The sequence below is a fragment of the Ruegeria arenilitoris genome (genome assembly GCF_013035315.1).
Lineage (GTDB): Bacteria > Pseudomonadota > Alphaproteobacteria > Rhodobacterales > Rhodobacteraceae > Ruegeria > Ruegeria arenilitoris_D.
The window spans coordinates 151,953-175,593 of sequence record NZ_WQHP01000005.1 but is presented as its reverse complement, the minus strand read 5'-3'; the positions used below and the strand labels follow the sequence as shown (position 1 = coordinate 175,593).

Below are 23,641 nucleotides of genomic sequence, written 5' to 3'. Positions count from 1 at the left end.
CCCTAACGGAAAGAGACAATCGGTGATACGGCGAGGTGAAGCCGAAAAGGTCGCCTTGTGGCGCTGACCGGTAATTCTATTGGAAATCAGGGGTAGGCTGCCCGATTTGAAATTCCAAAGCTGAGAACTTCAGTGCCGCAGGCGTCTAATATAGACGCGAGTACGTCACGAAACTGGTTGGTTTTGCAAGTTCCCAACTCAGCGCAGACAGCGGCCTCAAGGCTGGTTGTCGTATCGCAGAACTCCCCGCCACTTGCCTTGCAGATGCCCTGACCGATATTGGTTACAGCCCCACAGAACTCTCCGCCACTCGCTTTACATATACCTTGTCCAACATTGGTAACAGACCCACAGAATTCACCACCCGCCGCTTTGCAGATCCCTTGCCCAAGATTGGTTACAGTTCCGCAGAATTCACCACCCGCCGCTTTGCAGATCCCTTGCCCAAGATTGGTCACAGTTCCACAGAACTCGCCCCTCGCTGCTTTGCAAATCCCTTGCCCAAGATTGGTTACAGTCCCGCAGAATTCACCACCTGCTGCCTTACAGATCCCTTGCCCGATACTGGTTACGTCCCCGCAAAACTCTCCGCCTCCGGCTTCGCAAATAGCAGTTCCACTAGCTTCCACATATTCCAAGACTTCTGGGAGCCACATTTGGGCTGTATAACAGAATCCACGGTGAGCGTTCAGTTTAGGGTGTTCTGTATCCTCCCTTCGCCATTCCCACGGCTCTTGGACGTATCCCGACCAGATGTTTTTCTTGCCTCGCATCGCAGACAATTGGTCCTGGGCATAGTCTGTTGAATACTCCAGATAGGCCATTGCCCAACCTTGCTGTACCATCCAACGACCTATGTCGGTAATCCCGGCATGACATACGGTCACAAAGCGCCCGTATCGATCAACGGTGTTTGCTTTGCAGTTCAACAGTCTCGCGCCAATAAATTGGTCTAAAGCAAGCGCTGCACGCTGACCGCAACGCCATTGCTCCCCGTTGGGGCGCTGGCAAAGCTGGCTCGCTTCGGGCGCGTCAATTCCATGCAATCGTAAATGGGTTCCATTAATTTCGATCGTGTCACCATCGATCACGGATGGGATACCGGTAATGGTCTGAGAGGCAGACGGGCTTGCTAGAAACAAAAAACAAAAAAACAAAGCATTCAGTACATGCCCTGGAGCAGTGAATGATAGTGACATTCTGTCCTCAAATATTTGATTTAAAATGGGTTAATAGATTTTCTGCATAAGCGTATTCAGTCTTTTGGCAAAACAACACCACAGGATGAGGTAATTCAACCCCTTGGGGGGCGGGGATCGGCCAAAACAACTGTGGGGGGCGCCAACCGCGCGGGGGAGGTTAGTTTACTGGTTTGCGCGGGTTTCGGCCCCAAAAGGCATTCCTAAGAGCAGCTTTCCGGATGTTCCCGCATCGGTGAACCAGTCAGCCCGATCTCAACGTTCCACAGTGTGGAGAGCGGTTTCGGCAATTTCACGTTAGTCTCCCGGGTTTTTACCCGTTATCTGTATACCGTCGCATACATAGCCGGAGTCCAAAATGTCAAACGTCGCAATCGAGAATCAGCCGAAACTGCAATACCTCCGAGCTCCACGGACACTGGAGACCGACGCACAGAAAGAAATCTTCCACCGGGTTGTGCATTCAATGCCAGCTGGTCATTTTACTGCTGAACACTTTGACTTGCTCGTAGCGTATACTAAGTCTGCGGACGAACTTACTGCTTTGACCAAGTGGAAAGAGGATCGTCTGGAATCACTGCCGGTTGAGCAGGCGTTGATGGAGCTTAATCCGACTACTGGAGCCGCCAAAATCCACCCTTTAGTCGGTCGTCTTGAACGCCTAACCAATGAGCTACAGAGTTTAGCGACTAAGTTACGTATTTTGCCATATGCAGCGCGCAACGAAGCGGCCAAAGAGCGTCAGAAGCAACTCGAGAAAACGCTTTCGGACGATGTGCACGGGTTGCTTGCCGGATCCGGCAATCTGCAAGCTAATTTTCAGGGTTCAAAATCCAGCTAGCCGCTTTCTTTGCCTAAGAAACAAATGGTCGGCTGCATTTAAGCGCAGTCATGAACTTGAGCCGAGAAAAGAGTATCCTGGTCTTCAGGCAAGGGAGTTTCTTCGCGGTATCTGTGGGTAACGCTTCCTTCGCTCGTAACTACTTTCCATTCCAGTTCGGGTAGCCCCTGAAAAAGCCTTGGAAGTTCACCGGGAGGCGCCAAGCAGCCGATTACTCGAGTAGATTTGTTCCACTCCAGTGCCCAAAACCATTCATTATCAGGGGCTTCTCGTTTCATTAGCGCTTTGAAGTACCCATTGGCGGTGCTTATATTCGCGTAGCATGGCCACTTTTCGCAGCGGCGAGTAACTTCGATCAATTGTGAATTGCCCCAATCAGACCTTGGATAGCATCCCAGCACCCAGCAATTTTCCGATGGTAGCAAACCGACACTCAGCTTGTTTGTTGGATCTGATGAGGTGATCAACGCATAGAGACCCTGCACCTGAAGAAGCGCCAGCCGGTTTCGGTACCTTTCATTGGTTTGAGGTGGAGCTACAAGTCCAAATGAAAAATCCCCGAAATTCAAAGTAACAGACTCGTTTGAGTCTGCTAACTTCATACTCTTTTGGGTCGGGTGATACGAACTATTGGACTTGCGTCGCGCAAGATCATCGACTTTCTCGTCCATACCACGACCAGGGCTACTAATTAACGTTGTCGCCGAAACGTGATCTTCCAACCTGCTTTTGTCGGTATTGCATTGTTCACAAGCGCGGAAGACAAAATTAAACGCCCGGCCATTGTCAAAGCTGCCACCGGGAACAAAATTTTTGCCGATGAGGTGCTCTTTGTTTGACGGAATTTCTGACCCTTCGCCTATGAACCGCTGGCAATAGAGACAATACTGGTTTGAGCGTTTCTTTCTTCGATCATACCAAGTCACGGGTTGACCTAGTTTATAGCGGAAAATCCCGGTCATTCAATTTCGACTTTTCATTATTTTTGCAGCCTTTTGTGTAACTTATTCATTGGGGATCATAGTTCAAGTTCCGAGCCTTGCACTGCTTCGAGCGTTTCAAACTGTGGAGTATTTCGCCGACAGCCCCATTCGGGCCTGAAGAAACACTTCGCGAGAAATCGGTTCACCCTCGCAAGCAACTTTGCGAAGGTGACGATGGTAGGGCCACGACTTAGTGCTCAATTCGCCAGTGAGCTCTAGGAGATGAGGACGTACACCAAAATCGCATATGCGATGGCATTAGTATGCTTTGTGCTCGGTGAGTGGGGCATAGCGAACTGGATTTCTTAGGATCGAGGTAGCTAACCAAAATAGTCTTTGTGTTGTTCGGTCCATGAACCTCGGGGCGCTGGTCAAAGATCAGCTGTAATTTCGGCAAGCAGTCAATAATCTGACAACCGGCTGAATCTTGGCGAATAATCGCAAGCCAGTTTGACCCGGCCTGAATATATGGCCGCCAGGAGTTACGGAAATGAAAAAGCTAATCTTCCCCGCGTTAGTGGGTTCTCTTTTGACGTCTGCATGCGCCCAGAAAGCCGAAAAGGTCACTGCCGCTTATGTGCCGACGACGTTGTACAGCGGCGAAAGCTGCAAAGACTTGAGGCTGGAACAGGCGCGCGTTGTCGCGCAGGTGAACCACCTTGCCGGTGAGCAGGACAAGAAGGCGCAAAACGACGCCGTGGCAATGGGAGTTGGGCTGGTGGTGTTTTGGCCTGCCCTGTTCCTGATGGCCGCAGACAAGGACGAGAGCAGTCAACTGGCCCAAATGAAGGGTCAATACGACGCCATCCAAGCGGCTGGCGCACAGAAGGGTTGCTGGACCTAACAAGAACAGCCCATCAAGCACTCACCTCGAACTAAAACCCCGCTCCCTCAGTTGCGAGAGGCGGGGTTTTATTTGCCGCCACCGCCGTTGCTCTCGTTGCTACTTTTTCTCTGGTTCTCGACAACACAACCGACGAGCAGGAGGCAGCGTTGCTGGATTTCGAATGAATGGAGCAGACCAAATGGATCAAAAAACGAAGCAAACCTTCGAAGAGGCGCGTGAAGAAATTAGGCTGGTTAACTCTAACTTGATTAAATTCGTACGGGCGTATTCGGAAGACTTCAAAAATATGACAGGGACGATGAATCTCTTCAATATTGTACAATTAATTTTGCTGGTTGTAATTCTCTGGCGGGTTTGGTGACCCCCTTCAAACGGGGATGTTCCATAAGGACATGACTTACCTTCCAGCCGTATTTGGCCAAGATACACGCGAACCCGCCCTACATTGAAGAATGATTGTCCCACCACGAGCGGGGTTTTCACAAACACTACATTCGCTGGTCTTCTTCGGTGTAAGGCGTCGTGCGACCCAATTTCCAACCGACCCCGAAAGCCAACATCCCCGAAATAAACACAGTCGTGCTATGACCTGTGCCAATGGAGGTGTACATTAACATGCCAAAGGCGACAGCCATTAACAGTGTTTGTAGTTTGTCTCCTTTGGGCATCGATTGTATCCCCATATCTCACTCCAAGTTGAATATCTTTTTGCTCAACTGTTCAGCAATCGAAACTGGCATTCTACCCGCTACGTAAGGTCAACAATCCCCGGCACTAAACGGTTTTGCGGCTTTTCCAGCGCCGGAGCAGCCACTCTCGCGCTTGTGGTGCGGTCGGAGTGGACGGTTAAGCCCCCGCACTGTTATAAGCGCTCCTACGGTCGGCTCCGCGCTGACACGCATACAGGATTACAGCAAATCTTACCTTTAGCTGGAGACCTGTTATGGCCCAATCAAACAACATCATTGAGTTCCCGCCCACACCCTTCGAGTTCGAGGTCGCTGATTCTGCCGACAGTGAACGCCTCGAATACTGGGACGAGCGCGGGAATATGTATTCCCATCCGTTGCCTGACCTTCGCCGTACCGAAGATTGGAAGGCAATAGTCGATGAGTTCGGATTAAAACCACATCTCGCCGCTCGTGCGTGGTTCGTTGTCTACGCCGCGCATCTTGAGGCTGTTGAACGCAACGGCGTTGCTTTGTTGCCGGAAGAGTTGGACAGATGAGAGTGACCGTCTGTGGGCATTACACAAAGACCGGACACGGTTTCACGATGATAAGCGTTTATTCTGGAGATCAACATTTGGGTGGGGTTGGATTGCCCATACATCATAGCTGGGAAAGCAACGCGGCGCATATACGCAATTCTCCCAACCATAGTCCGGCAGTCAAACGATTGCTCTTGGAAGAGTGGAACCGCCGAAAGCCCGTCAATAGCTGAACCCGGCGTTTCCCCGGCGCTGAAATAGCTAACCCCCTGCAAACGCAAGGGGGTTCGCTTATAGCTTGCTTACGGGATAAAAAAGGGCCGGTCCGCAATGGACCGGCCCGTTTTCATTATGTGACTGCGATCAGACGAAGAACTGCGCACCGTTGGCCGAAATGGTCGAGCCGTTGATGAACTGAGAATCGTCCGAGGCCAGGAATGCCACGCAGCGTGCGATTTCCTCGGGCTCACCCAAACGGCCTGCCGGGATCTGGCCAATGATGGATTCGCGTACTTTTTCCGGAACCGCCATAACCATCTCGGTCGCGATGTAGCCGGGGCAGATGGCGTTTGCAGTGATGCCCGCGCGTGCGCCTTCCTGCGCCAGCGACTTCACGATGCCCAGATCGCCCGCTTTGGTCGCGGCATAGTTCACCTGCGCGAACTGGCCTTTCTGACCGTTGATCGAGCTGATGACGATAACGCGGCCAAATTTACGCTCGCGCATACCGTTCCAAACTGGGTGTACTGTGTTGAACACACCGGTCAGGTTGGTGTCGATCACCTGGTGCCACTGCTCGGGCGTCATCTTGTGGAACGGCGCGTCGCGGGTGATACCTGCGTTTGCGACCACGATGTCGATGGGGCCAACCTCGGCCTCAACCTTTTCGATGCCTGCTTTGGACTCGTCATAGTCGGCCACGTTCCACTTGTAGGTGGCGATGCCGGTCTCTTCGGTGAACTTCGCTGCGGCTTCGTCGTTCCCCGCATAGGTGGCCGCAACATTGTACCCTTCGGCCTTGAGCGCCTTGGAAATTGCTGCGCCGATGCCGCGAGAACCGCCGGTAACGAGTGCTGTACGTGCCATTTAGGAATCCTCCAATTTTAGTCGTCTTGGTAATGCTGTTACTTTGAGAGGTGATCGTGCGCAATATTGTTTCGTCATGAATTTCATATTTTCCCATGGCAATATCGTCGCATCTTTGGGTCAAAAGCCCAATGTAACAAAAAAGGGCGCCCAACGGACGCCCCTTTCTATCTGGTTGTCAAAGCACTTAGTCGCGCTCCACGCACAGGGCAACGCCCATGCCGCCGCCGATGCACAGGGTCGCCAGACCCTTTTTCGCATCACGGCGCTTCATTTCGAACAGAAGCGTGTTCAGAACACGGCAGCCAGAAGCGCCGATCGGGTGGCCGATGGCAATTGCGCCGCCGTTCACGTTCACGATCGACGGGTCCCAGCCCATGTCCTTGTTCACGGCGCAGGCTTGCGCGGCGAAGGCTTCGTTCGCTTCAACGAGGTCCAGATCGTCAACCGACCAACCTGCTTTTTCCAGCGCTTTGCGCGACGCGTAGATCGGGCCAACGCCCATGATCGACGGGTCGAGACCGGCGGTGGCGTAAGATGCGATGCGGGCCAGAGGCTCAATGCCGCGCTTTTCGGCGTTTTCGGCCGACATCAGCAAAGTTGCCGCAGCGCCGTCGTTCAGGCCGGACGCGTTGGCCGCTGTGACCGAACCGTCCTTGGTGAAGGCCGGGCGCAGTTTGCCCATGGCTTCGATGGTCGCGCCGTGACGAATGTATTCGTCGGCGTCCATCACGATGTCGCCCTTGCGGGTCTTGATGGTGAACGGCACGATCTCGTCTGCAAACTTGCCAGCCTTTTGTGCAGCTTCGGCTTTGTTCTGCGATGCAACAGCGAATTCGTCCTGCATGTCGCGGCTGATCTGCCACTTTTCGGCAACGTTCTCAGCGGTTTGCCCCATGTGATAGCCGTTGAAGGCGTCCCACAGACCGTCGCGGATCATCGTGTCGATGTATTTCATGTCGCCCATCTTGTGACCGGCGCGCAGCGCAGCGGCGTGGGGCGAGAGGGTCATGTTTTCCTGACCACCGGCGGCAACGATCTCTGCGTCACCAAGTTGGATATGCTGTGCGCCCAGAGCGACGGCGCGCAGGCCGGAACCACAGACCTGATTGATACCCCAGGCCGCGCTTTCCTGCGGCAGACCAGCGTTGATATGCGCCTGACGGGCGGGGTTCTGACCCTGAGCAGCCGTCAGCACCTGACCCATAATGGTTTCGCTGACTTCGCCCTTGTCCACGCCTGCGCGTTCGACCACGGCCTCCAGCACGGCGGCGCCCAGATCATGCGCGGGTGTGTTTGCAAACGAGCCGCCAAAGCTGCCGACACCGGTACGCGCGGCGGATGCGATTACTACGTTGGTCATTTAGACAATCCTTTACCGTCAAGGTCCTGCGGGATATTCGACGGCGCGGATTGCACAGAGACAGCCCTGTGATAGCAAGAGCGCCTCATGTTCCCCGCTCCAACTCCTCATGGCATAGCGCAACGCTGCAGTTGCAGCAACGGTCAGCTTGTCTCAGGCGGCTTGTGGACCGGGATGTTTTCTCTAACTGGCTGTACGTTCGCGATTTTTCACCTTCCAGGGGGCGGATACGGTCGGTGCACCGAACAGAAACCCCTGCAAGCAGTCGACTCCGTTAGCGATAAGAAATTCGGCGTCCTTTTCATTCTCGACTGATTCGGCGGTGACCAGAATCTCAAATTCCCGCGCGACGGCGATCAAGGCCCGCACCAGGGCCTGGTTATCAGGATTGTCGCTGACGCCGTGGATGAACTGCCCGTCAATCTTGGCGGCGTCGAAGAAAAACTCGCGAAAGTGACGAAAGCTGAAGTTGCTGGCACCAAAGTCGTCCAGCGCAAACGCGATGCCCCGCGGTTGCAGGCGGTCCATAAAGTCGATCACCAGCTCTGGCACCGTCATGGCGGAACTTTCCGAGATCTCCAAGATCAGGCGTTCGCCAATACTGTTGTCCTTCTTCAGAAACCGCTCCAATACGCGCGACCAGCGGGCGTAACCGATCGAACGGGCCGACATATTGATGGACAGACGAATGCCCGGATTTCTGCTCAGCGTGCGCAGACCCATTTCCAGCGCAATGCAATCCAACTCGCGCCCGATGGGGGTGTTCTCCAGTTGTGGCATAAATTCACGGGCGGGGATGACGCGCCCGGTTTCGTCCAGCACCCGGATGAACCCCTCATAGAAGGCCACTTCACTTGGAGCTTTGGCTTGCATGACCGGCTGGAAAGCAAGCTTGCACTGTTTGTGCTTTACCGCTTCGGTCGCCATGTCGATCGTCGACGCATCTCGGGATTTGACTGCCGCGTTTAGGGGGCTGTCGCCGCCTTCGGGCAAATCTGCCAGTTCATTTTTCCGCATGTGCCGCCGTATCCCTTCGCCGTACCGGTCAGGGAGGGATTTCAGGGCAAACTTATGAATCTGCGGTTAAGGACATCGCAGTTGGATGCGATCAGGTGGAATCAGCGCGATGTTTCCCAGATACGGCCAAGGGCGGCAAAGCCACCGACAACTGCACCCAGAAAGCCCAGCATCATCATGGCAAATCCTAGTGCCACCATTGCCGACGCACCGCCAGCCAGTGCCGTCAGCATCGCCAACATGACACCGACCAGACCCGTAATGGTGGAAAGGGTTGTCAATCTGGTCATGTCGGCCTCCGGCTACTCATACGCTGCACATCGCTTGCATATGGGGCGCAAAGGTCGAAGTTCAAGAATCGGCCCAGTCGGGTCGGCGGGATCAGGCCTGTTTTGCCTGCGGATTGGGCTGTTTAGCCTCAAAGTGTTCAAATCCGGGCGTTCCGCGATCTTCCGGGTGGCGCGCCAGATGCTTGGCTTTGATCTGTTCCGAATTGTCCCGGCTGCCATCATGGCTGTAGCCCGGTGGCGCAAAGCAATAAGCCAGCCGCTGGCGCAGGGTCAGACCGGGTTGCGTGGCGTCCCGCCAAATGCCGACCCATTCATGGAAGGCCACGCGCAGCGGGTTGAACGTGCCGATATTGTGCACAAGCCCATAGTCGACCCGGTCATCTTCCTGTTCGGGTACGAACGTCCCGAATAGTTTGTCCCAGATGATGAAGACGCCTGCATAGTTGCAATCCAGATAGCGTGCATTGCGCCCATGGTGCGCTCGGTGGTGGCTGGGCGTGTTCATCACAGCCTCGAACCAGCGGGGCATCTTGCCGATGGCTTCGGTATGAATCCAGAACTGGTAAATCAGGTTCAGACCGCCAACAAACAGCACCATTGCAGGGTGGAACCCCAACAGGATCAGCGGCGCGCGTACGACCATCATGAAAGTGAACGTGTAGGTCCATGTCTGCCGCAGCGCGGTTGTCAGGTTGTAGTGTTGTGAGCTGTGGTGGTTCACGTGGCTGGCCCAGACCCAGCGGATGCGGTGACCGAACCGATGCACCCAATAATAGCGGAAATCATCCAGCACAAAGCACAGGATGATGACAGGGATCGAGGTGCCTAGGTCCAGAGGCGTGATTTGCCACAACCACATGAAGAACGCATAGGCGATGAAACCCAGCAGGAACCCCGAGGCAATATTGCCCGCCCCCATGATCAGAGAGGTCACGGCATCGCGGGTCTCATACCGGCCACCTTTACCTTTGACGGCGATCCACAGGAACTCGGCCAGAATGGCTGCGATGAAGAACGGGACGGTCCATTGCACGGCGTCCGGGAAAGTCAGTTGGTCGGTCATGCGGGCTCCATCAGGTGCTGCCAGTGGCGGCGTTCAAGGTCATCAAGGCGGATGATGGCTTTGGGTGTGCCAAAGTCGTGGAATTGAACCTCGAGCCCTTGCGGGTGTTCCAGAAGATCAAAGTCCTGCAGCGGGCGGGCGACTGTGTCAGCACCAAAAGACCACAAAAGCCCAGACCCGTTGTCAGTGCGGATCAGCGCTGAATGCGCGTCACGGGCGACGGTGACATCGATGATCGTGTCATCAGGCGCATGACGCAGCCATTCTGACCGCGCGACATCCGGCGTCAGCACGCTCAAGCGGGACTTGCCAGTCAGATGTAACAACAGCGTAATCCCAGCGATCCCTCCGACCACCAGAACCAATAGAATTTCAAGCGGCATTCCGTCCTCCCGCTCGGCAGAGTGCAAAGCAGCAGGCTGGCTGTCAAAGGTGGCGTGGCGTCAGCTATGTTCCAGGTTGTCCAGAATTTCAGACTGCACAACGCGCTGAACAAAGGGAACCAGCCCGTCCGGTCCCGAGCTGCGGTCCTTGAGGTGGATGCAAATGTCGGGTCTGCGTGCCGCTATGATGCCGACCATCTCGCCTCGAATCCTGTCATCGAGACCGGCACCCATGATCGCGCATGAAATACGAGGTTCTTCGTCCAGTTGGCGTTTGACATCTTCCTGATCATGCGCGCCCAACCATTGGATCGGTAAGTGGTCCAGCTGTCGCGCGACATCTCCGATCACATTTGGCAATTTCCCTATCAACAGTACTACCGGTTTCATCGCCCCTCCCTTTCTACAGTCGCAAAGAAAACCGGCCCGTTGGGGCCGGTTTCAGTCTAGCACAAATTGGTCGGGAAGGTCTGCCGCTTCAGCTTTCGGCGCCGACCAAAGTCGACACTATCGCTTTGGCGCTGTCCGAATTCCATTCGGCATCCCCGATCAAACGGGCGATCTCGTTCCCATCCGGGTCCAAAATGACGGTGATGGGCAGAGCGATCACGCCCATCTCGCGGGCAACAGCCGACTTCGGGTCCTGATGGCGGGGCAGGTTTTCGATGCCGTTTTCTTCGAAGAACTTCTTGATCCCCGCGGGCGAGTTGCGACCCGTCGCCAAAGTCAGAACCTCAAACTTGTCGCCCCCGAACTCTTCCTGCAGCTCGGCGATCTGGGGCATTTCCTTACGGCAGGGCGCGCACCAGGTGGCCCAGAAGTTCAGCAGAACATATTTGCCCTTGTAGTCCTCAAGCGAACCGGTGCCGCCGTCGTCTTCAAACTGAAACTCCACCGGCGCGACTGGCTTGGGCTCTTTGTGCAGGATTAGCCGCTTCATTGTGCCATCGCGTAGCGGACCCAGAGTTTCCGCATCCGTGGCAAAAGCCGCGTTTGCACCCAGCGCAAGGGCCATATAAAGGGGGATCAGACGAAATAGGCGCATATCAACTCCGGGTTTTCTTACATGACCGATCAATCCTCGAACCAGATGTGGGGCGGCCGCTTTGCCGCCGGTCCAGACGCGATCATGGAGGCAATCAATGCCTCGATCGGGTTCGATCAGCGGATGGCAGCCCAGGACATTGCAGGCTCGCGCGCCCATGCCGCCATGTTGGCTGCCACAGGCGTCATAAGTGATAGTGACGCTGAAGCTATTCGGGAAGGGCTGCTCACCGTTTTGTCAGAAATCCAGAACGGAGAGTTTCAGTTCTCGACCGCGCTGGAAGACATCCACATGAATGTCGAGGCGCGCCTGAAAGAGGTGATCGGAGAGCCCGCAGGCCGTTTGCACACCGGTCGTTCGCGGAATGACCAAGTGGCGACTGACTTTAAGCTTTGGGTTCGTGATCAGCTGGACGCAGCCGAGACCGGCCTGCTAGCCCTGATCCGCGCGCTTTTGGCACAGGCCGAGGCCGGGGCCGACTGGGTCATGCCGGGCTTTACCCACCTACAAACGGCGCAGCCGGTGACGTGGGGCCACCACATGATGGCGTATGTCGAAATGTTCGGTCGTGACCTGAGCCGCGTCCGCGATGCCCGCGCCCGGATGAACGAATCCCCGTTGGGAGCAGCCGCCCTGGCCGGGACCTCTTTCCCAATCGACCGCCAGATGACAGCCGAGGCGCTGGGCTTTGACCGCCCTGCGGCAAACTCGCTGGATGCTGTCAGTGACCGCGATTTTGCGCTGGAGTTCCTGTCGACCGCCTCGATCTGCGCCGTCCACCTGTCGCGCTTTGCCGAGGAACTGGTGATCTGGTCGTCGGCCCAGTTCCGGTTTGTGACGCTGTCGGATCGGTTCTCAACCGGGTCGTCGATCATGCCGCAGAAGAAGAACCCCGACGCAGCCGAGCTGATCCGCGCCAAGGTGGGTCGTATTTTTGGGGCAAACACAGCGCTGATGATGGTCATGAAAGGTCTGCCACTGGCCTATTCCAAGGACATGCAGGAAGACAAAGAGCAGGTCTTTGACGCCGCCGACAACTGGATGCTGGCATTGGCTGCTATGGAAGGGATGGTCAAGGATATGACCGCCAACCGCGAGAGCCTGGCCGCCGCTGCGGGATCAGGATTTTCGACGGCGACCGATCTGGCCGACTGGCTGGTGCGCGTGCTGGGCTTGCCCTTCCGTGATGCGCATCACGTGACCGGGTCCTTGGTCGCGATGGCCGAAAACAAGGGTTGTGACCTGCCGGATCTGTCTCTGGAGGACATGCAATCGGTCCACTCCGACATCACCGATGATGTCTATTCTGTCCTTACCGTGCAAAATTCGGTAAACTCGCGTCAGTCCTATGGCGGCACAGCCCCGGATCAGGTGCGTGCCCAGGTCAAGCGGTGGAAGGCGCTGGTGTGATGCGTATACTACGTGCAGTTGTTTTGATCTCGGCCGGGATTTTCCTGGCCGGATGCGGCGCAGATGGTGAACCCATCCAGCCGTCGATGAGCGCCAATATCGGCGTTGGCAGCAGCGGCACCTATGGCGGTGTTGGTGTGGGCCTGCAACGCGGCGGACTAGGGGTGTTTCTGGGGCTGTAAGCAAGCCGATTGCAATTTCGCGCAACCATGCCCATCTGCATGGCAACAACGGCCTCGCGCCAAACCCAAAAAGAAGATCAAGACATGAGAGTTTTCGGCCTGATCCTGTCTCTTGCCGTTCTGGCGGCCTGCGACCCGACGTATAAACCGCGCCCCGAACCGGCGGATACCTCAAGCGGGTCTGGTATCAAGATTTCCGGCTATGGCCGGGTTGGCGTTTCAACATCCAACTAGCGCAATGCCGCAGGCGGTGCGGAATCCATTGATCCGCGGGTGGCTTTTGGTCTAAGCGCGCTGGTATGGATCACTTTCTCTACCGCGACGGCGCGCTTTACGCCGAGGATGTCCCGATCTCCGAAATCGCAGCCGCCGTCGGGACCCCATTCTATGTCTATTCGACCGCGACTCTATTGCGGCATTTCCAGCTGTTTGATGACGCGCTTTCCGGCACCGATCATCTTGTCTGCTATGCAATGAAAGCTGCCAGCAATCAGGCGATCCTTAAAACGCTCGCGCAAGCAGGCGCTGGAATGGACGTTGTGTCGGGCGGGGAATACCTGCGGGCCAAGGCTGCAGGTGTTCCAGGCGACAAGATCGTGTTTTCTGGCGTCGGTAAAACGGCGGATGAGATTCGGACCGCATTGACCGGAGGCATCCGCCAGTTCAACGTGGAATCCGAACCCGAGATGGAAGTGATCAACGCCATCGCGCTGGAACTGGGTGTCGTCGCACCGATCACCGTTCGGGTGAACCCGGATGTGGACGCCAAGACCCACGCAAAGATTGCCACCGGAAAGTCCGAAAACAAGTTCGGCATTCCGATTGCGCGCGCGTCCGAGGTCTATGCCCGCGCGGCCAGCCTGCCGGGTCTGGATGTGATCGGGATCGACGTCCATATCGGCTCGCAACTGACGGAGTTGGAGCCGTTCGAGATGGCCTACACAAAGGTCGCCGAGCTGACCGAGCAGCTGCGGGCCGAAGGGCACAATATACGCCGACTGGATTTGGGCGGGGGCTTGGGAATTCCATACACCCGCGCAAATGACGCTCCGCCTTTGCCGGTGGAATATGGTGCCCTGATCAAGAAAACGTTGGGCCATCTGGGCTGTGAGATCGAGATCGAACCGGGTCGCCTGATCGCCGGGAACGCCGGTCTGATGGTCAGCAAAGTGATCTATGTGAAATCAGGTGAAGGCCGTGATTTCCTGATCCTCGACGGGGCGATGAACGACCTGATCCGCCCTGCGATGTATGAGGCGCATCACGATATCGTTGCGGTGAAGGAACCGGTTCCGGGTGTCGAACAGCAACCCTATGACATTGTTGGTCCGGTCTGTGAAAGCGGCGATACGTTTGCGAAGGAACGCAACATGCCGCCGCTTGAATCGGGTGATCTGGTCGCGTTCCGCAGTGCCGGGGCTTATGGCGCGGTGATGTCCAGTGAATACAATACCCGCCCTCTGATCCCCGAGGTTCTGGTGCATGGGGATCAATTTGCAGTTATTCGTGAACGGCCAAGCTTTGACGAAATCATAAACCGCGATACCATACCTACGTGGCTTTGACGCGATAGGCGCGCGGGCCCGATCAGGAGGCCCGCCTTGACCGCAAGACAGACCCTGCCGATCCCAAGACTGTCCCTGTGGTTGACGCATGCAGGGATGCTGGCCGAACGGGTTATGCGCGCGTTTTGGCCGTTTTTCTCGGTTTTGATGGCTATTCTGGCCGCTTTGATGCTGGGATTGCAGGATGAGGTGCGCGTTGAAATCGTCTGGGCCGTGGGCGCGGTGGCGTTGTTGGGCCTACTGGCGACTCTGATCCTTGGGGTCAGGCGATTCCATCTGCCGACCCGGGCCGAAGCACTGATGCGCCTGGATGAGGCCCTGCCGGGTCGACCGATTCAGGCGTTGATGGATGATCAGGCAATTGGGGCTGCGGATTCCGATTCCGTTGCATTGTGGCATGCGCACCAAAACCGAATGGCGCAGCGTGTTGCGCAGGCCGAGCCTGTCAAACCCGACCTGAGGTTGGCCGACCGCGATCCTTACGCTCTGCGCTACTCTGCATTGCTGGCGCTTGTCATTGCCGCGATGTTTGGTTCGTTCTGGAGGATCGGATCGGTGGCCGAAATGACGCCGGGCGCCGCCGTGGCCGGGCAAGGACCAAGCTGGGAGGGTTGGGTCGAGCCGCCGCGTTACACCGGACTTCCGACGCTGTATCTGGCAGATCAATCTGACCCGACACTAACAGTGCCGCAAGGCAGCCGCATCACGCTTAGGTTTTACGGCGAAGTCGGCGCGCACAGTCTGACGGAAACGACGACGCCTTTGGGGAAAGAAGCCGCGACTGAACCTGAACAGGATTTCACCGTACAGCGGTCCGGCGAACTGACGATTGATGGCCCGTCAGGTCGCGCTTGGGCACTGAACATCGTGGCGGATACGCCGCCTCAAGTTGCTGTTGACGGCGCGGCCGAGTCTGAGGCTGGTGGGCAGATGAAGCTGCCCTTTGCGGCCACTGATGACTATGGCGTTGTATCTGGCGCGGCCGTGATCGAACTGGATCTGGCCTCGGTCGATCGTCGGTATGGTCTGGCTGCCGCCCCCGAACCGCGCGAGGTCATTCAGGTAGAGCTGCCCATGCCAATTACCGGCGACCGGGCAGATTTTACTGAGGACCTGATCGAAGATTTTTCGCAGCACCCTTGGGCGCATCTTCCCGTCAAGATCACGCTGATGGCCCGGGATGCCGCAGACCAGGAAGGTCAGTCCGAGCCGTTTATGACCGCCTTGCCAGCGCGTCGCTTCTTTGACCCGCTGGCCGCAGCCGTAATCGAGCAGCGCCGCGATCTACTTTGGACGCGGGACAACGCGACCCGCGTGGCACAGATGCTGCGGGCGGTGTCGCACCTGCCCGAAGACCTGTTCCGGTCGGATACGGCCTATCTGCGCCTGCGCGTCATTCTGCGCCGGTTGGAGACGTTCAACGAGTATGGTCTGAAACCGGAACAGCAGGCCGAGATCGCCGAGGCCCTTTGGGAGCTTGGGCTTCTGATCGAAGACGGAACGCTTGCCGATGCGCTGGAACGCATGCGCCGCGCTCAGGAGCGCCTGACCGAAGCCATGCAGAACGGCGCGAGCGATGAAGAGATAGCCGAACTCATGCAGGAACTGCGCGAGGCGACCGAGGACTACATGCGCCAGTTGCAGCGTCTGGCGCAGGAAAACGGCGAGTTTGACCAGAACCAGCAAGGCCAGAATGGCGAGACCATGCAGATGACGCAGGATGACCTGCAGCGCATGATGGACCGCATTCAGGAACTGATGGAACAGGGCCGCATGGCCGAGGCGCAGCAGGCGTTGGAAGAATTCCAGCGTATGATGGAAAACATGCGCGTGACCCAGGGCCAGGGACAAGGCCAGCAATCCGAAGGCCAGCAGGCGATGGAAGGTCTGGCGGAAACGCTGCGCGAGCAGCAGGGCCTGAGTGATCAAGCCTTCCGCGACCTACAGGAACAGTTCAATCCCGGCGCGCAGGCCGGAGAAAACCAGGGCAATGAAGGCCGCTCGGGCGGGCAAGGCCGTGGTCAAAGCCATGAAGGGCAAGGCGGGCAGGGGCAACAAGGGGCCGAAGACGGTGCCGGGCAGCAGGGTCAGGGATCATTGGCGGATCGCCAGCAGGCCCTGCGCGACGAGTTGAACCGCCAGCAACAGGGCCTGCCGGGGGCCGGTACGCCCGAAGGTGATGCCGCGCGCGATGCGCTCGACCGGGCCGGGCGCGCGATGGAGGGTGCCGAACAGGCGCTGCGCAGCGACGATCTGGCCGAAGCCATCGATCGTCAATCCGAAGCGATGGAAGCCTTGCGAGAAGGCATGCGGTCACTCGGCGAGGCACTGGCGCAAAACCAGCAGAACCAGCCGGGGCAGGGGGCGCAAGACGGCGACATGCAGGCCAACAACAGGGATCCGCTGGGTCGCAGCCCAGGGGCGAACGGCACGATCTCGACCGACGAGAACCTCTTGCAAGGCGAAGATGTCTATCGCCGTGCGCGCGAACTGCTGGATGAGATTCGCCGTCGGACAGGCGAAACGGACCGCCCCCAGATCGAGCTGGAATACCTTAAACGTCTGCTGGAACGGTTCTGATCGGCCCGTTTAATTCTGGGACGATGCTGATCCCGTCTGTGCTTCAAGCCAAACGCGGGCCTGATCGACCAGCGAGACATAGCTGTTCAGTACAGGGTCAGCCTGCGGAACGGCTTCGGAAATCCGTTGAGAGTTGCTGTAGATCAGAAGCAGGATCACACCAATAATCAGGATCAGGATGAATCCGCGGCGGAAGCCACCGGATTTGCGGGGCGGGGGCATATCCTCGTCCTGCTTCGGCAGCGGGTCTTCGCTGCGCAGGCTGGAATTGATGGCCTCAACATCCGGCAGCGCGTCATTCTGGCCTGAGTCTTTGGCGGTCTCGGTCGCGATCAAGTCCTTGGCGGCCTTTTCCGGCTCGGGCGGCGTATCAAGGGCCAGATCGGTCTGCGTCTCAAGGCTGCCGCCTTCCTGTGCGCGCAATTCGGCCTCGCGCGCGGCTTCCTGTTTCAGGATACTTGCAACAGCCGGGTCGACATTCCCTGTCGATGAAGCCTCGGCGGGTTCGGCGGCCGGCTTTGGGTCTTCAGCGGGCTTTTCAGCGGGCGCGGGCGCTTCGGTCTTTTCCGGCTCGGGGGCAGCGGGTTCGGCTTTGGCAGGCTCGGCCGCAGTTTCCGGGTGCTTGGCTTGGAACCACGTCTTCTCGCAGTTGGAGCACTGCACATCGCGGCCTTCCTCTGGGATGACCTCGTCTGGTACCTCGTACTGAGCACCACAATTCGGACAAGTAAGACGCATGCTGCCTCCCGGTCGGGGCGCCGACCTGATAATAGTTTTTTCAGGGATGATATTCCGTTAAGACCTGACCGCAAAGGGTGTTTTCGGTTTCCTACGGTAAGTGTCACCAATTCGACCCGGTACAGGCATTGAAACCACAACCCCGCTCGGGCAAGAAGGGCGGCGACACGAAACGGGGGCCCTTGTGATCGAGCTGGAAAACGTCAGCTACACCTATGGCGATGGGGAATTGCTGAGCGATGTATCGCTTCAGCTTCAGCCCGGGTCGTTCCATTTTCTGACCGGCCCTTCGGGCGCGGGCAAGACCACATTGCTGAAACTGTGTTACGGGGCATTGTTGCCAACATCGGGACGATTGAGCGCATTCGAGCAGGATGTTTCGCGACTCGACAGGGACCAGATGGCGCTGTTGCGGCGGCGGATCGGTGTGGTGCATCAGGATTGCCGCTTTCTAGACCATATGACCCTGTCGGAAAACGTGGCTTTGCCGCTGATGGTTTCCGGCAAAGGCGAGAACGCTCAGAAAGAGGACCTGTTCGAACTGCTCAATTGGGTCGGCCTGGGTTCACGCCTGGATGCCCTTCCGCCCGAGCTATCGGGCGGTGAACGTCAGCGCGCTGCACTGGCACGGGCGGTAATCCTGTCACCGGACGTGGTGCTTGCAGACGAACCGACCGGAAACGTGGATTGGGAAATGTCGCAGAGACTGATGCGGCTGCTGGTCGAGTTGAACAAGATGGGCAAAACCGTGCTGATCGCCACCCATGACCTGAGCCTTATTCGTGCGACCAAAAGCCAGGTGCAGGCGCGTGTTCTCAGGATTTCGCAGCGCCAGATTCAGCTGGCAGGAGCGGACCTATGAGCAAGGGCACCATTCGCAGCCTGCTGGCGCGGGACAAACGCGCGGACCGGGTCGTGCCGCCATCCGGCTACACAGCGCAACTGACGATTTTCGTTTCTGGTGCGATGGGATTTCTGGCCGTTTTCGCGCTGGCCTTGTCGCTGGCATCCGGTCGATTGGCAGATCGCTGGGCCTCGGAATTGGCAGGAGCCGCGACCTTGCGCATCAACGCGCCCGCAGAACAGCTTGCTGCCCAGACCGAGGCCGCGCTGACTGTGCTGTCCCAGACTCCGGGCGTTGCGTCTGCCCGTGCGCTCAGTGCGGAAGAACAGGTCGCCCTGCTGTCGCCGTGGTTTGGCGCTGACCTGCCGCTGGACACATTGCCGATACCTCAACTGATTGAGATCATCGAAGGCGAACCCGGGCTGGACGCTGCCGGATTGCGCCTGCGGTTGGGTGCGGAAGTTCCCGGCGCTGTTCTGGATGATCATTCGCGCTGGCGCAAACCTTTGGTCGAAGCCGCAAACTCGCTGCGGCGGTTGGGATGGGTTTCCATCCTGCTGATCGGTGGTGCAACAGCAGCAATGATCACGTTGGCCGCCAATGCATCATTGGCCGCCAATGCACAGATCATCGAGGTTTTGCGCCTGGTTGGAGCCCGCGACAGCTTTATCGCCCGCGCCTTCGTGCGCAGGTTTACATATCGCGCATTCTTTGGGGCGCTGGTTGGGATGCTGTTCGGTATGACCGGCGTTCTGCTATTGCCCGAAGCCTCGCAAGAGGGCGGGTTTCTCACCGGGTTGGGATTTAAGGGTCTTGGCTGGCTTCTGCCTGCGTTGATACCTCTGTTGGGGGCTGCGGTGGCGTTTCTGGCCACCTGGACAGCCGCCGTGCGTAAATTGAAGGAGCTTTCCTGATGGCTACAGCGATCCAATGGATACGCTCTTTGATCTTCATGATCGTGATTTACACATGGATGCTGATCCTTGGCATCGTGTTTGCACCTTATGCGTTGTTTACCAAACGCGGCGCGCTGCAGGCCTGTAAAACCTATGCGCGCAGCACGATGTGGATGGCCCGCTGGATGGTCGGCATTCGGTGTGAGGTGCGTGGTACCGTGCCAGTGGAAGAGGTTGTTATCGGTGCCAAGCACCAGTCCTTCCTCGACATCATGATGATCTTCAACGCCGTTCCGCATGGCAAGTTCATCATGAAGAAAGAGCTTCTGTGGACGCCGATCATCGGTCTGTATGCGCGTCGCCTTGGCTGTATTCCTGTTGATCGCGGAAAAAAGGGTGTGGCCGTTGCCAAAATGGTCAAGGACGTCGCCAAAGAGTTTTCGGAACCCGGCCAGTTGGTGATCTACCCTCAGGGTACACGCGTCGCGCCCGGGGTGCAGAAACCCTACAAGGTTGGCACCGCGGTTTTGTACGAGGGACTAGGATTCCCGTGCGTGCCGGTGGCAACCAATGCCGGAGTGTTCTGGCCGCGCACTGGTGTCATGCGCAAACCGGGTCTGGCCATCGTGGATTTCCTTGATCCGATCGAGCCGGGTGTTGAAAAGACCGCCTTCCTCGGTCGTCTTGAAGAGGTGATCGAAACGCGATCCGACGCATTGATGCGCGAAGTGGGGTTTGACCCGGATGCAGTTCATTAAGGATATCGAGGCGCTTGAGGCGTTGTATGGAACGCCCGGTGCGCCTTCGCTGCGCAAGGTGGCGCAGCATTTGACGCCGCTCTATCGCAAATGGATCATGGCCTCACGACTGTGCATCCTCAGCACCGTTGGTCCCGAAGGCGTCGATGGCAGCCCGCGCGGTGATGACGGCCCCGTGGTGCTGGAGCTTGATCCGCACAGGCTGGCGATGCCGGATTGGCGCGGGAACAACCGGCTGGATTCGTTGCGCAACATCGTGCGCGACCCACGCGTTTCTCTGATGTTCATTGTGCCCGGCTCGAACACTGTTGTTCGGCTGAATGGCAAGGCCCATGTCACTGATGACCAAGGTCTGCGCGAGCGGTTCGAGAAGCACGGTAAGACGCCGGCCACAGTGATCGTTGTCGAAATTGCCGAAATCTACACCCAGTGTGCACGTGCCTTGATGCGGGCTAGGACCTGGACCGCTGGCGACGAAGGCAAGGACCTGCCCACTGCGGGCGAGATCTTGGCTGAAATGTCCAATGGTGAAGAGGGCGGCGCGCTTTATGACGCTGAATGGGGTGCACGCGCCGCCAAGACCATGTGGTAGGCACGGGATTAAGCCGCCTGAGCGCCGATCTGCTGTACCTTTGATATCCAGCGATCGACGTTGCCGGGCTTTGGATCGCTGGCACCTGCGAAATAGGTGAACTTGGTCGGTTTGAACCCGACAAAACCCAGAATCTGATCGCGGACCTGACGGATCATAGCCTGTCTGTAGATCAAGCGCATGAACCAACCGGGGGTGTCCGAGGTCAGGATGACCCGCGCCGTACGGCCCGTCAGCATTGGCGACGGGAACCCGATCCGAGTTGTATTCCGTGTGTCAAAGGTGCGGCCTGGAATGAAGGCCCGATCAATCAGACCTTTCAGCTTTGCAGGTAGACCGCCCCACCACATGGGCGTGGTCAGAACCAGGTGTTCGCTCCATTCCAGATCGGTCAGCACGTCCTCAAGGACCGGTTCCAGCGGCTTGAATTCTTTATAGTTGCCCTGTCCGAAATCATGATCGAATTGCAACTCGCTGAGATGGATCATTCGAACTTCGTGGCCCTGTTGTTGGGCGGCTTGGGCGTAAGTCTCGGCAAATGTACGTGACAGGCTGGTTTCACCGGGGTGCCCATCGAGTATCAGGATTTTCTTTCGTTGCATCGGGAATCTCCAAAAATGACCGTGGTCAGTTTATAGAGTTGAAAAATGACCGCGGTCAATAATAAAATTTGACCATGGTCAGAAAACATGCGAACAGGACCTATGCAAAAGACAGTTCAAAAGAGAACGCTTAAGACTCGGGCGCGCCTGATCGAGGCTGCGGATGACGTGATTGAAAGACACGGCTATCAGGCTTTGCGGGTGGAAGACGTGGTACAGGCCGCCGGAGTTGCCAAAGGAACCTTCTTCGCCCATTTCCGGGACAAAGATGCGTTGATGGAGTATCTGATCGGTGAAAGGCTGGTTGCGCGCTTTGATCAGGTGGAACAGGGACCCATCCCCCGCACGGCCCCCGAGATTGCCAATGCGTTGCAACCCATCCATTCTTTCATGACGTCGGAACGTTATGTGTTTGATCTGATCATTCGGTATTCCGGGGCGGCAGCCATAACCGAAATTGGCCCCATCGCGCGATGCTTTGAACGCTATGTCAGGCTGGTTGCTGGTTGGCTGGAAACCGCGAAGGTGCGCAAGGACATTTCCCCCGACCTACTTGCCGAGGGTGTTCAGGCATTCGCCATTCAGTCAATGTCTTTGAAGTTTTGCGCTCTGCACGAGGCTGAGAGCTTTTCAGATAGATTGGAGATCTATCTGGACGCATGGTTAACCCCGGCCGCGTGATCGCCGCCGGGGTTGACCAATCAGCTGTGTATCGGTCCGTCACCGCAAGCCAGAGCGGCTTCGCGTACGGCCTCGGAATAGGTCGGGTGGGCGTGGCAGGTCAGGGCCAGATCTTCGGCTGAGGCACCAAACTCCATCGCGACGCAAACCTCATGGATCAGGTCACCAGCGGCTGGGCCAATGATGTGGCAGCCCAGAATACGGTCGGTTTCCTTGTCCGCCAGGATTTTGACAAACCCGTCTGTCATCAGGTTGGCCTTGGCGCGACCGTTGCCCATGAACATGAACTTTCCAACTTTGTAGGCGCGACCCTGTTCCTTCAGCGTTTCTTCAGTTTCGCCCACATTGGCGACTTCGGGCCAAGTGTAGATGACGCCGGGGATGACGCCATAGTTGACGTGACCATGCTTGCCCGCGACCTGTTCCGCGGCAGCCATGCCTTCGTCTTCGGCCTTATGCGCCAGCATCGGGCCTTCGGTCACGTCGCCGATGGCGTAGATACCCGGCACGTTGGTCTGCCAGTCGGACCCCACTTTGATCTGACCGCGCGGGGTCATTTCGACCCCCAACGCCTCAAGCCCCAGACCGTCCGAGAACGGCTTACGGCCCGTAGCAACCAGCACGGTGTCCGCCTCAATCACATGCTCACTATCGTCCTTGCGCAGTTTGTAAGTGACCTTGGCTTTGGTCTTGGTGGCCTCGGTTTTTTGGACCGCTGCGCCCATGACAAAGTTCAGACCCTGTTTTTTCAGAATACGCTGGAAGGTCTTCTGAACCTCGGGGTCCATGCCGGGCGTAATCACGTCGAGGAACTCGATCACGGTCACCTCAGCGCCCAGACGCTGATAGACCGAGCCCAGCTCCAGCCCGATCACACCTGCGCCGATCACGACCATTTTCTTGGGAACCTTGCCCAAAGACAGCGCACCGGTCGAGGTCACGACGACCTTTTCATCCACCTCGACACCCGGCAGCGCGGACGGTTCCGACCCCGATGCGATGATGATATTCTTGGCGGTGTGGACCTCGTCCCCAACCTTGACCTGACCGGCGGCGGGGATCGAACCCCAGCCTTTCAGCCAGTCTATCTTGTTCTTTTTGAACAGGAACTCGATACCCTTGGTATTTCCGTCGATGGTTTCCTGTTTATAGGTCTGCATCTGCTTCCAATCGACCGATGGGCTTTTGCCCTTCAGGCCCATCTTGGCAAAGTTGTGCTCGGCCTCATGAAGTTGGTGCGAGGCGTGCAGCAGCGCTTTGGAGGGGATGCAGCCCACGTTCAGGCAAGTACCGCCCAGTGTGTCGCGCCCTTCGACACAGGCGGTTTTCAGGCCCAATTGAGCGCAGCGGATGGCGCAGACATAGCCGCCGGGGCCCGATCCGATTACGATAACGTCATAATTTGCCATGTGTCAGGTCCTTGTCGTTTCCGGGGATCGCGGCGTTCGCAAATGCCGGATTTGCCC

General features: G+C 57.3%; 27 protein-coding genes. 14 read left to right on the top strand and 13 right to left on the bottom strand.

Features of this window, described 5'->3' with window-relative positions; all coding sequences use genetic code 11:
• Positions 1–86: 86 nt before the first annotated feature.
• A complete protein-coding gene (locus GOV53_RS12685; protein ID WP_170467174.1) occupies positions 87–1,199 on the bottom strand; it encodes a thermonuclease family protein in 1,113 nt (370 codons plus the stop codon).
• Positions 1,200–1,557: 358 nt separating this feature from the next.
• Here GOV53_RS12685 and GOV53_RS12680 point away from each other — a divergent pair, with 358 nt between their 5' ends.
• Positions 1,558–2,040 carry a hypothetical protein gene (locus GOV53_RS12680; RefSeq protein ID WP_170467172.1) on the top strand — a complete coding sequence of 161 codons (483 nt, stop codon included), beginning with the start codon at positions 1,558–1,560 and terminating at the stop codon, positions 2,038–2,040.
• A gap of 38 nt (positions 2,041–2,078) precedes the next feature.
• On the opposite strand, the gene GOV53_RS12675 is transcribed toward GOV53_RS12680, so the two are convergent.
• Positions 2,079–3,002 carry a hypothetical protein gene (locus GOV53_RS12675; protein WP_170467170.1) on the bottom strand — a complete coding sequence of 308 codons (924 nt, stop codon included), beginning with the start codon at positions 3,000–3,002 and terminating at the stop codon, positions 2,079–2,081.
• A gap of 511 nt (positions 3,003–3,513) precedes the next feature.
• Between GOV53_RS12675 and GOV53_RS12670 the strand changes: the two genes are divergently transcribed.
• The 3 genes from GOV53_RS12670 to GOV53_RS12660 all read left to right on the top strand — a co-directional run bounded on the left by GOV53_RS12670 (position 3,514) and on the right by GOV53_RS12660 (position 5,098).
• Positions 3,514–3,867 carry a hypothetical protein gene (locus GOV53_RS12670; RefSeq protein ID WP_170467168.1) on the top strand — a complete coding sequence of 118 codons (354 nt, stop codon included), beginning with the start codon at positions 3,514–3,516 and terminating at the stop codon, positions 3,865–3,867.
• A 163-nt stretch (positions 3,868–4,030) separates the two neighbouring features.
• A complete protein-coding gene (locus tag GOV53_RS12665) occupies positions 4,031–4,231 on the top strand; it encodes a hypothetical protein (RefSeq protein WP_170467166.1) in 201 nt (66 codons plus the stop codon).
• Positions 4,232–4,813: 582 nt separating this feature from the next.
• On the top strand, positions 4,814–5,098 hold the full coding sequence (locus GOV53_RS12660) for a hypothetical protein (protein ID WP_170467164.1): 285 nt from the start codon (positions 4,814–4,816) through the stop codon (positions 5,096–5,098).
• Between the two features lie 345 nt (positions 5,099–5,443).
• On the opposite strand, the gene phbB is transcribed toward GOV53_RS12660, so the two are convergent.
• The 8 genes from phbB to GOV53_RS12620 form a co-directional block, all read right to left on the bottom strand.
• Positions 5,444–6,166: an acetoacetyl-CoA reductase gene (phbB, locus tag GOV53_RS12655; protein WP_155149791.1), complete on the bottom strand. Its 723-nt coding sequence runs from the start codon at positions 6,164–6,166 to the stop codon at positions 5,444–5,446.
• A 187-nt stretch (positions 6,167–6,353) separates the two neighbouring features.
• The gene (locus tag GOV53_RS12650; RefSeq protein ID WP_170426995.1) at positions 6,354–7,529 is read right to left on the bottom strand and encodes an acetyl-CoA C-acetyltransferase; all 1,176 of its coding nucleotides are present in this window, start codon (positions 7,527–7,529) and stop codon (positions 6,354–6,356) included.
• A 183-nt stretch (positions 7,530–7,712) separates the two neighbouring features.
• Positions 7,713–8,546, bottom strand: a complete 834-nt coding sequence (locus tag GOV53_RS12645) for an EAL domain-containing protein (protein ID WP_170467162.1) — start codon at positions 8,544–8,546, stop codon at positions 7,713–7,715.
• A gap of 101 nt (positions 8,547–8,647) precedes the next feature.
• Positions 8,648–8,836 (bottom strand): hypothetical protein, encoded by a 189-nt coding sequence (locus tag GOV53_RS12640; protein WP_170426997.1) that lies wholly within the window; start codon positions 8,834–8,836, stop codon positions 8,648–8,650.
• Positions 8,837–8,927: 91 nt separating this feature from the next.
• A complete protein-coding gene (locus GOV53_RS12635) occupies positions 8,928–9,899 on the bottom strand; it encodes a sterol desaturase family protein (protein ID WP_170467160.1) in 972 nt (323 codons plus the stop codon).
• Positions 9,896–10,282 (bottom strand): hypothetical protein, encoded by a 387-nt coding sequence (locus GOV53_RS12630; RefSeq protein ID WP_170467159.1) that lies wholly within the window; start codon positions 10,280–10,282, stop codon positions 9,896–9,898. Before GOV53_RS12630 ends, GOV53_RS12635 begins: the two co-directional genes overlap by 4 nt.
• Positions 10,283–10,342: 60 nt before the next feature.
• A complete protein-coding gene (locus GOV53_RS12625; protein ID WP_170467157.1) occupies positions 10,343–10,672 on the bottom strand; it encodes a hypothetical protein in 330 nt (109 codons plus the stop codon).
• Between the two features lie 88 nt (positions 10,673–10,760).
• Positions 10,761–11,327, bottom strand: a complete 567-nt coding sequence (locus GOV53_RS12620; protein ID WP_170467155.1) for a TlpA disulfide reductase family protein — start codon at positions 11,325–11,327, stop codon at positions 10,761–10,763.
• Positions 11,328–11,348: 21 nt separating this feature from the next.
• On the opposite strand from GOV53_RS12620, the gene argH reads away from it, so the two are divergent.
• The 5 genes from argH (at position 11,349) to GOV53_RS12595 (ending at position 17,064) form a co-directional block, all read left to right on the top strand.
• Positions 11,349–12,737 (top strand): argininosuccinate lyase, encoded by a 1,389-nt coding sequence (gene argH, locus GOV53_RS12615; RefSeq protein WP_170467153.1) that lies wholly within the window; start codon positions 11,349–11,351, stop codon positions 12,735–12,737.
• Positions 12,737–12,919, top strand: coding sequence for an argininosuccinate lyase (locus GOV53_RS12610; protein WP_170467151.1), 183 nt, complete (start codon positions 12,737–12,739; stop codon positions 12,917–12,919). Before argH ends, GOV53_RS12610 begins: the two co-directional genes overlap by 1 nt.
• Before the next feature lie 84 nt (positions 12,920–13,003).
• Positions 13,004–13,153 carry a hypothetical protein gene (locus tag GOV53_RS12605; protein WP_170467149.1) on the top strand — a complete coding sequence of 50 codons (150 nt, stop codon included), beginning with the start codon at positions 13,004–13,006 and terminating at the stop codon, positions 13,151–13,153.
• Between the two features lie 65 nt (positions 13,154–13,218).
• Positions 13,219–14,484: a diaminopimelate decarboxylase gene (gene lysA / locus GOV53_RS12600; protein ID WP_170467147.1), complete on the top strand. Its 1,266-nt coding sequence runs from the start codon at positions 13,219–13,221 to the stop codon at positions 14,482–14,484.
• Positions 14,485–14,520: 36 nt separating this feature from the next.
• Positions 14,521–17,064, top strand: a complete 2,544-nt coding sequence (locus GOV53_RS12595) for a TIGR02302 family protein (RefSeq protein ID WP_367648775.1) — start codon at positions 14,521–14,523, stop codon at positions 17,062–17,064.
• A 9-nt stretch (positions 17,065–17,073) separates the two neighbouring features.
• On the opposite strand, the gene GOV53_RS12590 is transcribed toward GOV53_RS12595, so the two are convergent.
• Positions 17,074–17,802, bottom strand: a complete 729-nt coding sequence (locus tag GOV53_RS12590) for a zinc-ribbon domain-containing protein (protein ID WP_170467145.1) — start codon at positions 17,800–17,802, stop codon at positions 17,074–17,076.
• A gap of 184 nt (positions 17,803–17,986) precedes the next feature.
• Between GOV53_RS12590 and GOV53_RS12585 the strand changes: the two genes are divergently transcribed.
• Genes GOV53_RS12585 through GOV53_RS12570 form a run of 4 tightly spaced genes read left to right on the top strand, consistent with a single transcriptional unit; the run spans position 17,987 to position 20,892 of the window.
• Positions 17,987–18,664 carry a cell division ATP-binding protein FtsE gene (locus tag GOV53_RS12585; protein WP_170467143.1) on the top strand — a complete coding sequence of 226 codons (678 nt, stop codon included), beginning with the start codon at positions 17,987–17,989 and terminating at the stop codon, positions 18,662–18,664.
• On the top strand, positions 18,661–19,560 hold the full coding sequence (locus tag GOV53_RS12580) for a cell division protein FtsX (protein WP_170467141.1): 900 nt from the start codon (positions 18,661–18,663) through the stop codon (positions 19,558–19,560). Before GOV53_RS12585 ends, GOV53_RS12580 begins: the two co-directional genes overlap by 4 nt.
• The gene (locus GOV53_RS12575) at positions 19,560–20,300 is read left to right on the top strand and encodes a lysophospholipid acyltransferase family protein (RefSeq protein WP_170467139.1); all 741 of its coding nucleotides are present in this window, start codon (positions 19,560–19,562) and stop codon (positions 20,298–20,300) included. The genes GOV53_RS12580 and GOV53_RS12575 overlap by 1 nt, the downstream gene beginning before the upstream one ends.
• A complete protein-coding gene (locus tag GOV53_RS12570) occupies positions 20,287–20,892 on the top strand; it encodes a pyridoxamine 5'-phosphate oxidase family protein (RefSeq protein ID WP_170467136.1) in 606 nt (201 codons plus the stop codon). Before GOV53_RS12575 ends, GOV53_RS12570 begins: the two co-directional genes overlap by 14 nt.
• 8 nt (positions 20,893–20,900) lie before the next feature.
• On the opposite strand, the gene GOV53_RS12565 is transcribed toward GOV53_RS12570, so the two are convergent.
• The gene (locus GOV53_RS12565) at positions 20,901–21,494 is read right to left on the bottom strand and encodes an NAD(P)H-dependent oxidoreductase (protein WP_170467134.1); all 594 of its coding nucleotides are present in this window, start codon (positions 21,492–21,494) and stop codon (positions 20,901–20,903) included.
• Between the two features lie 102 nt (positions 21,495–21,596).
• On the opposite strand from GOV53_RS12565, the gene GOV53_RS12560 reads away from it, so the two are divergent.
• Complete coding sequence (locus GOV53_RS12560; protein WP_170427012.1) at positions 21,597–22,175, top strand: TetR/AcrR family transcriptional regulator; 579 nt, start codon at positions 21,597–21,599, stop codon at positions 22,173–22,175.
• Between the two features lie 20 nt (positions 22,176–22,195).
• Here GOV53_RS12560 and lpdA read toward each other — a convergent pair whose 3' ends face one another.
• The gene (gene lpdA, locus GOV53_RS12555) at positions 22,196–23,584 is read right to left on the bottom strand and encodes a dihydrolipoyl dehydrogenase (protein ID WP_170427013.1); all 1,389 of its coding nucleotides are present in this window, start codon (positions 23,582–23,584) and stop codon (positions 22,196–22,198) included.
• Positions 23,585–23,641: the final 57 nt, after the last annotated feature.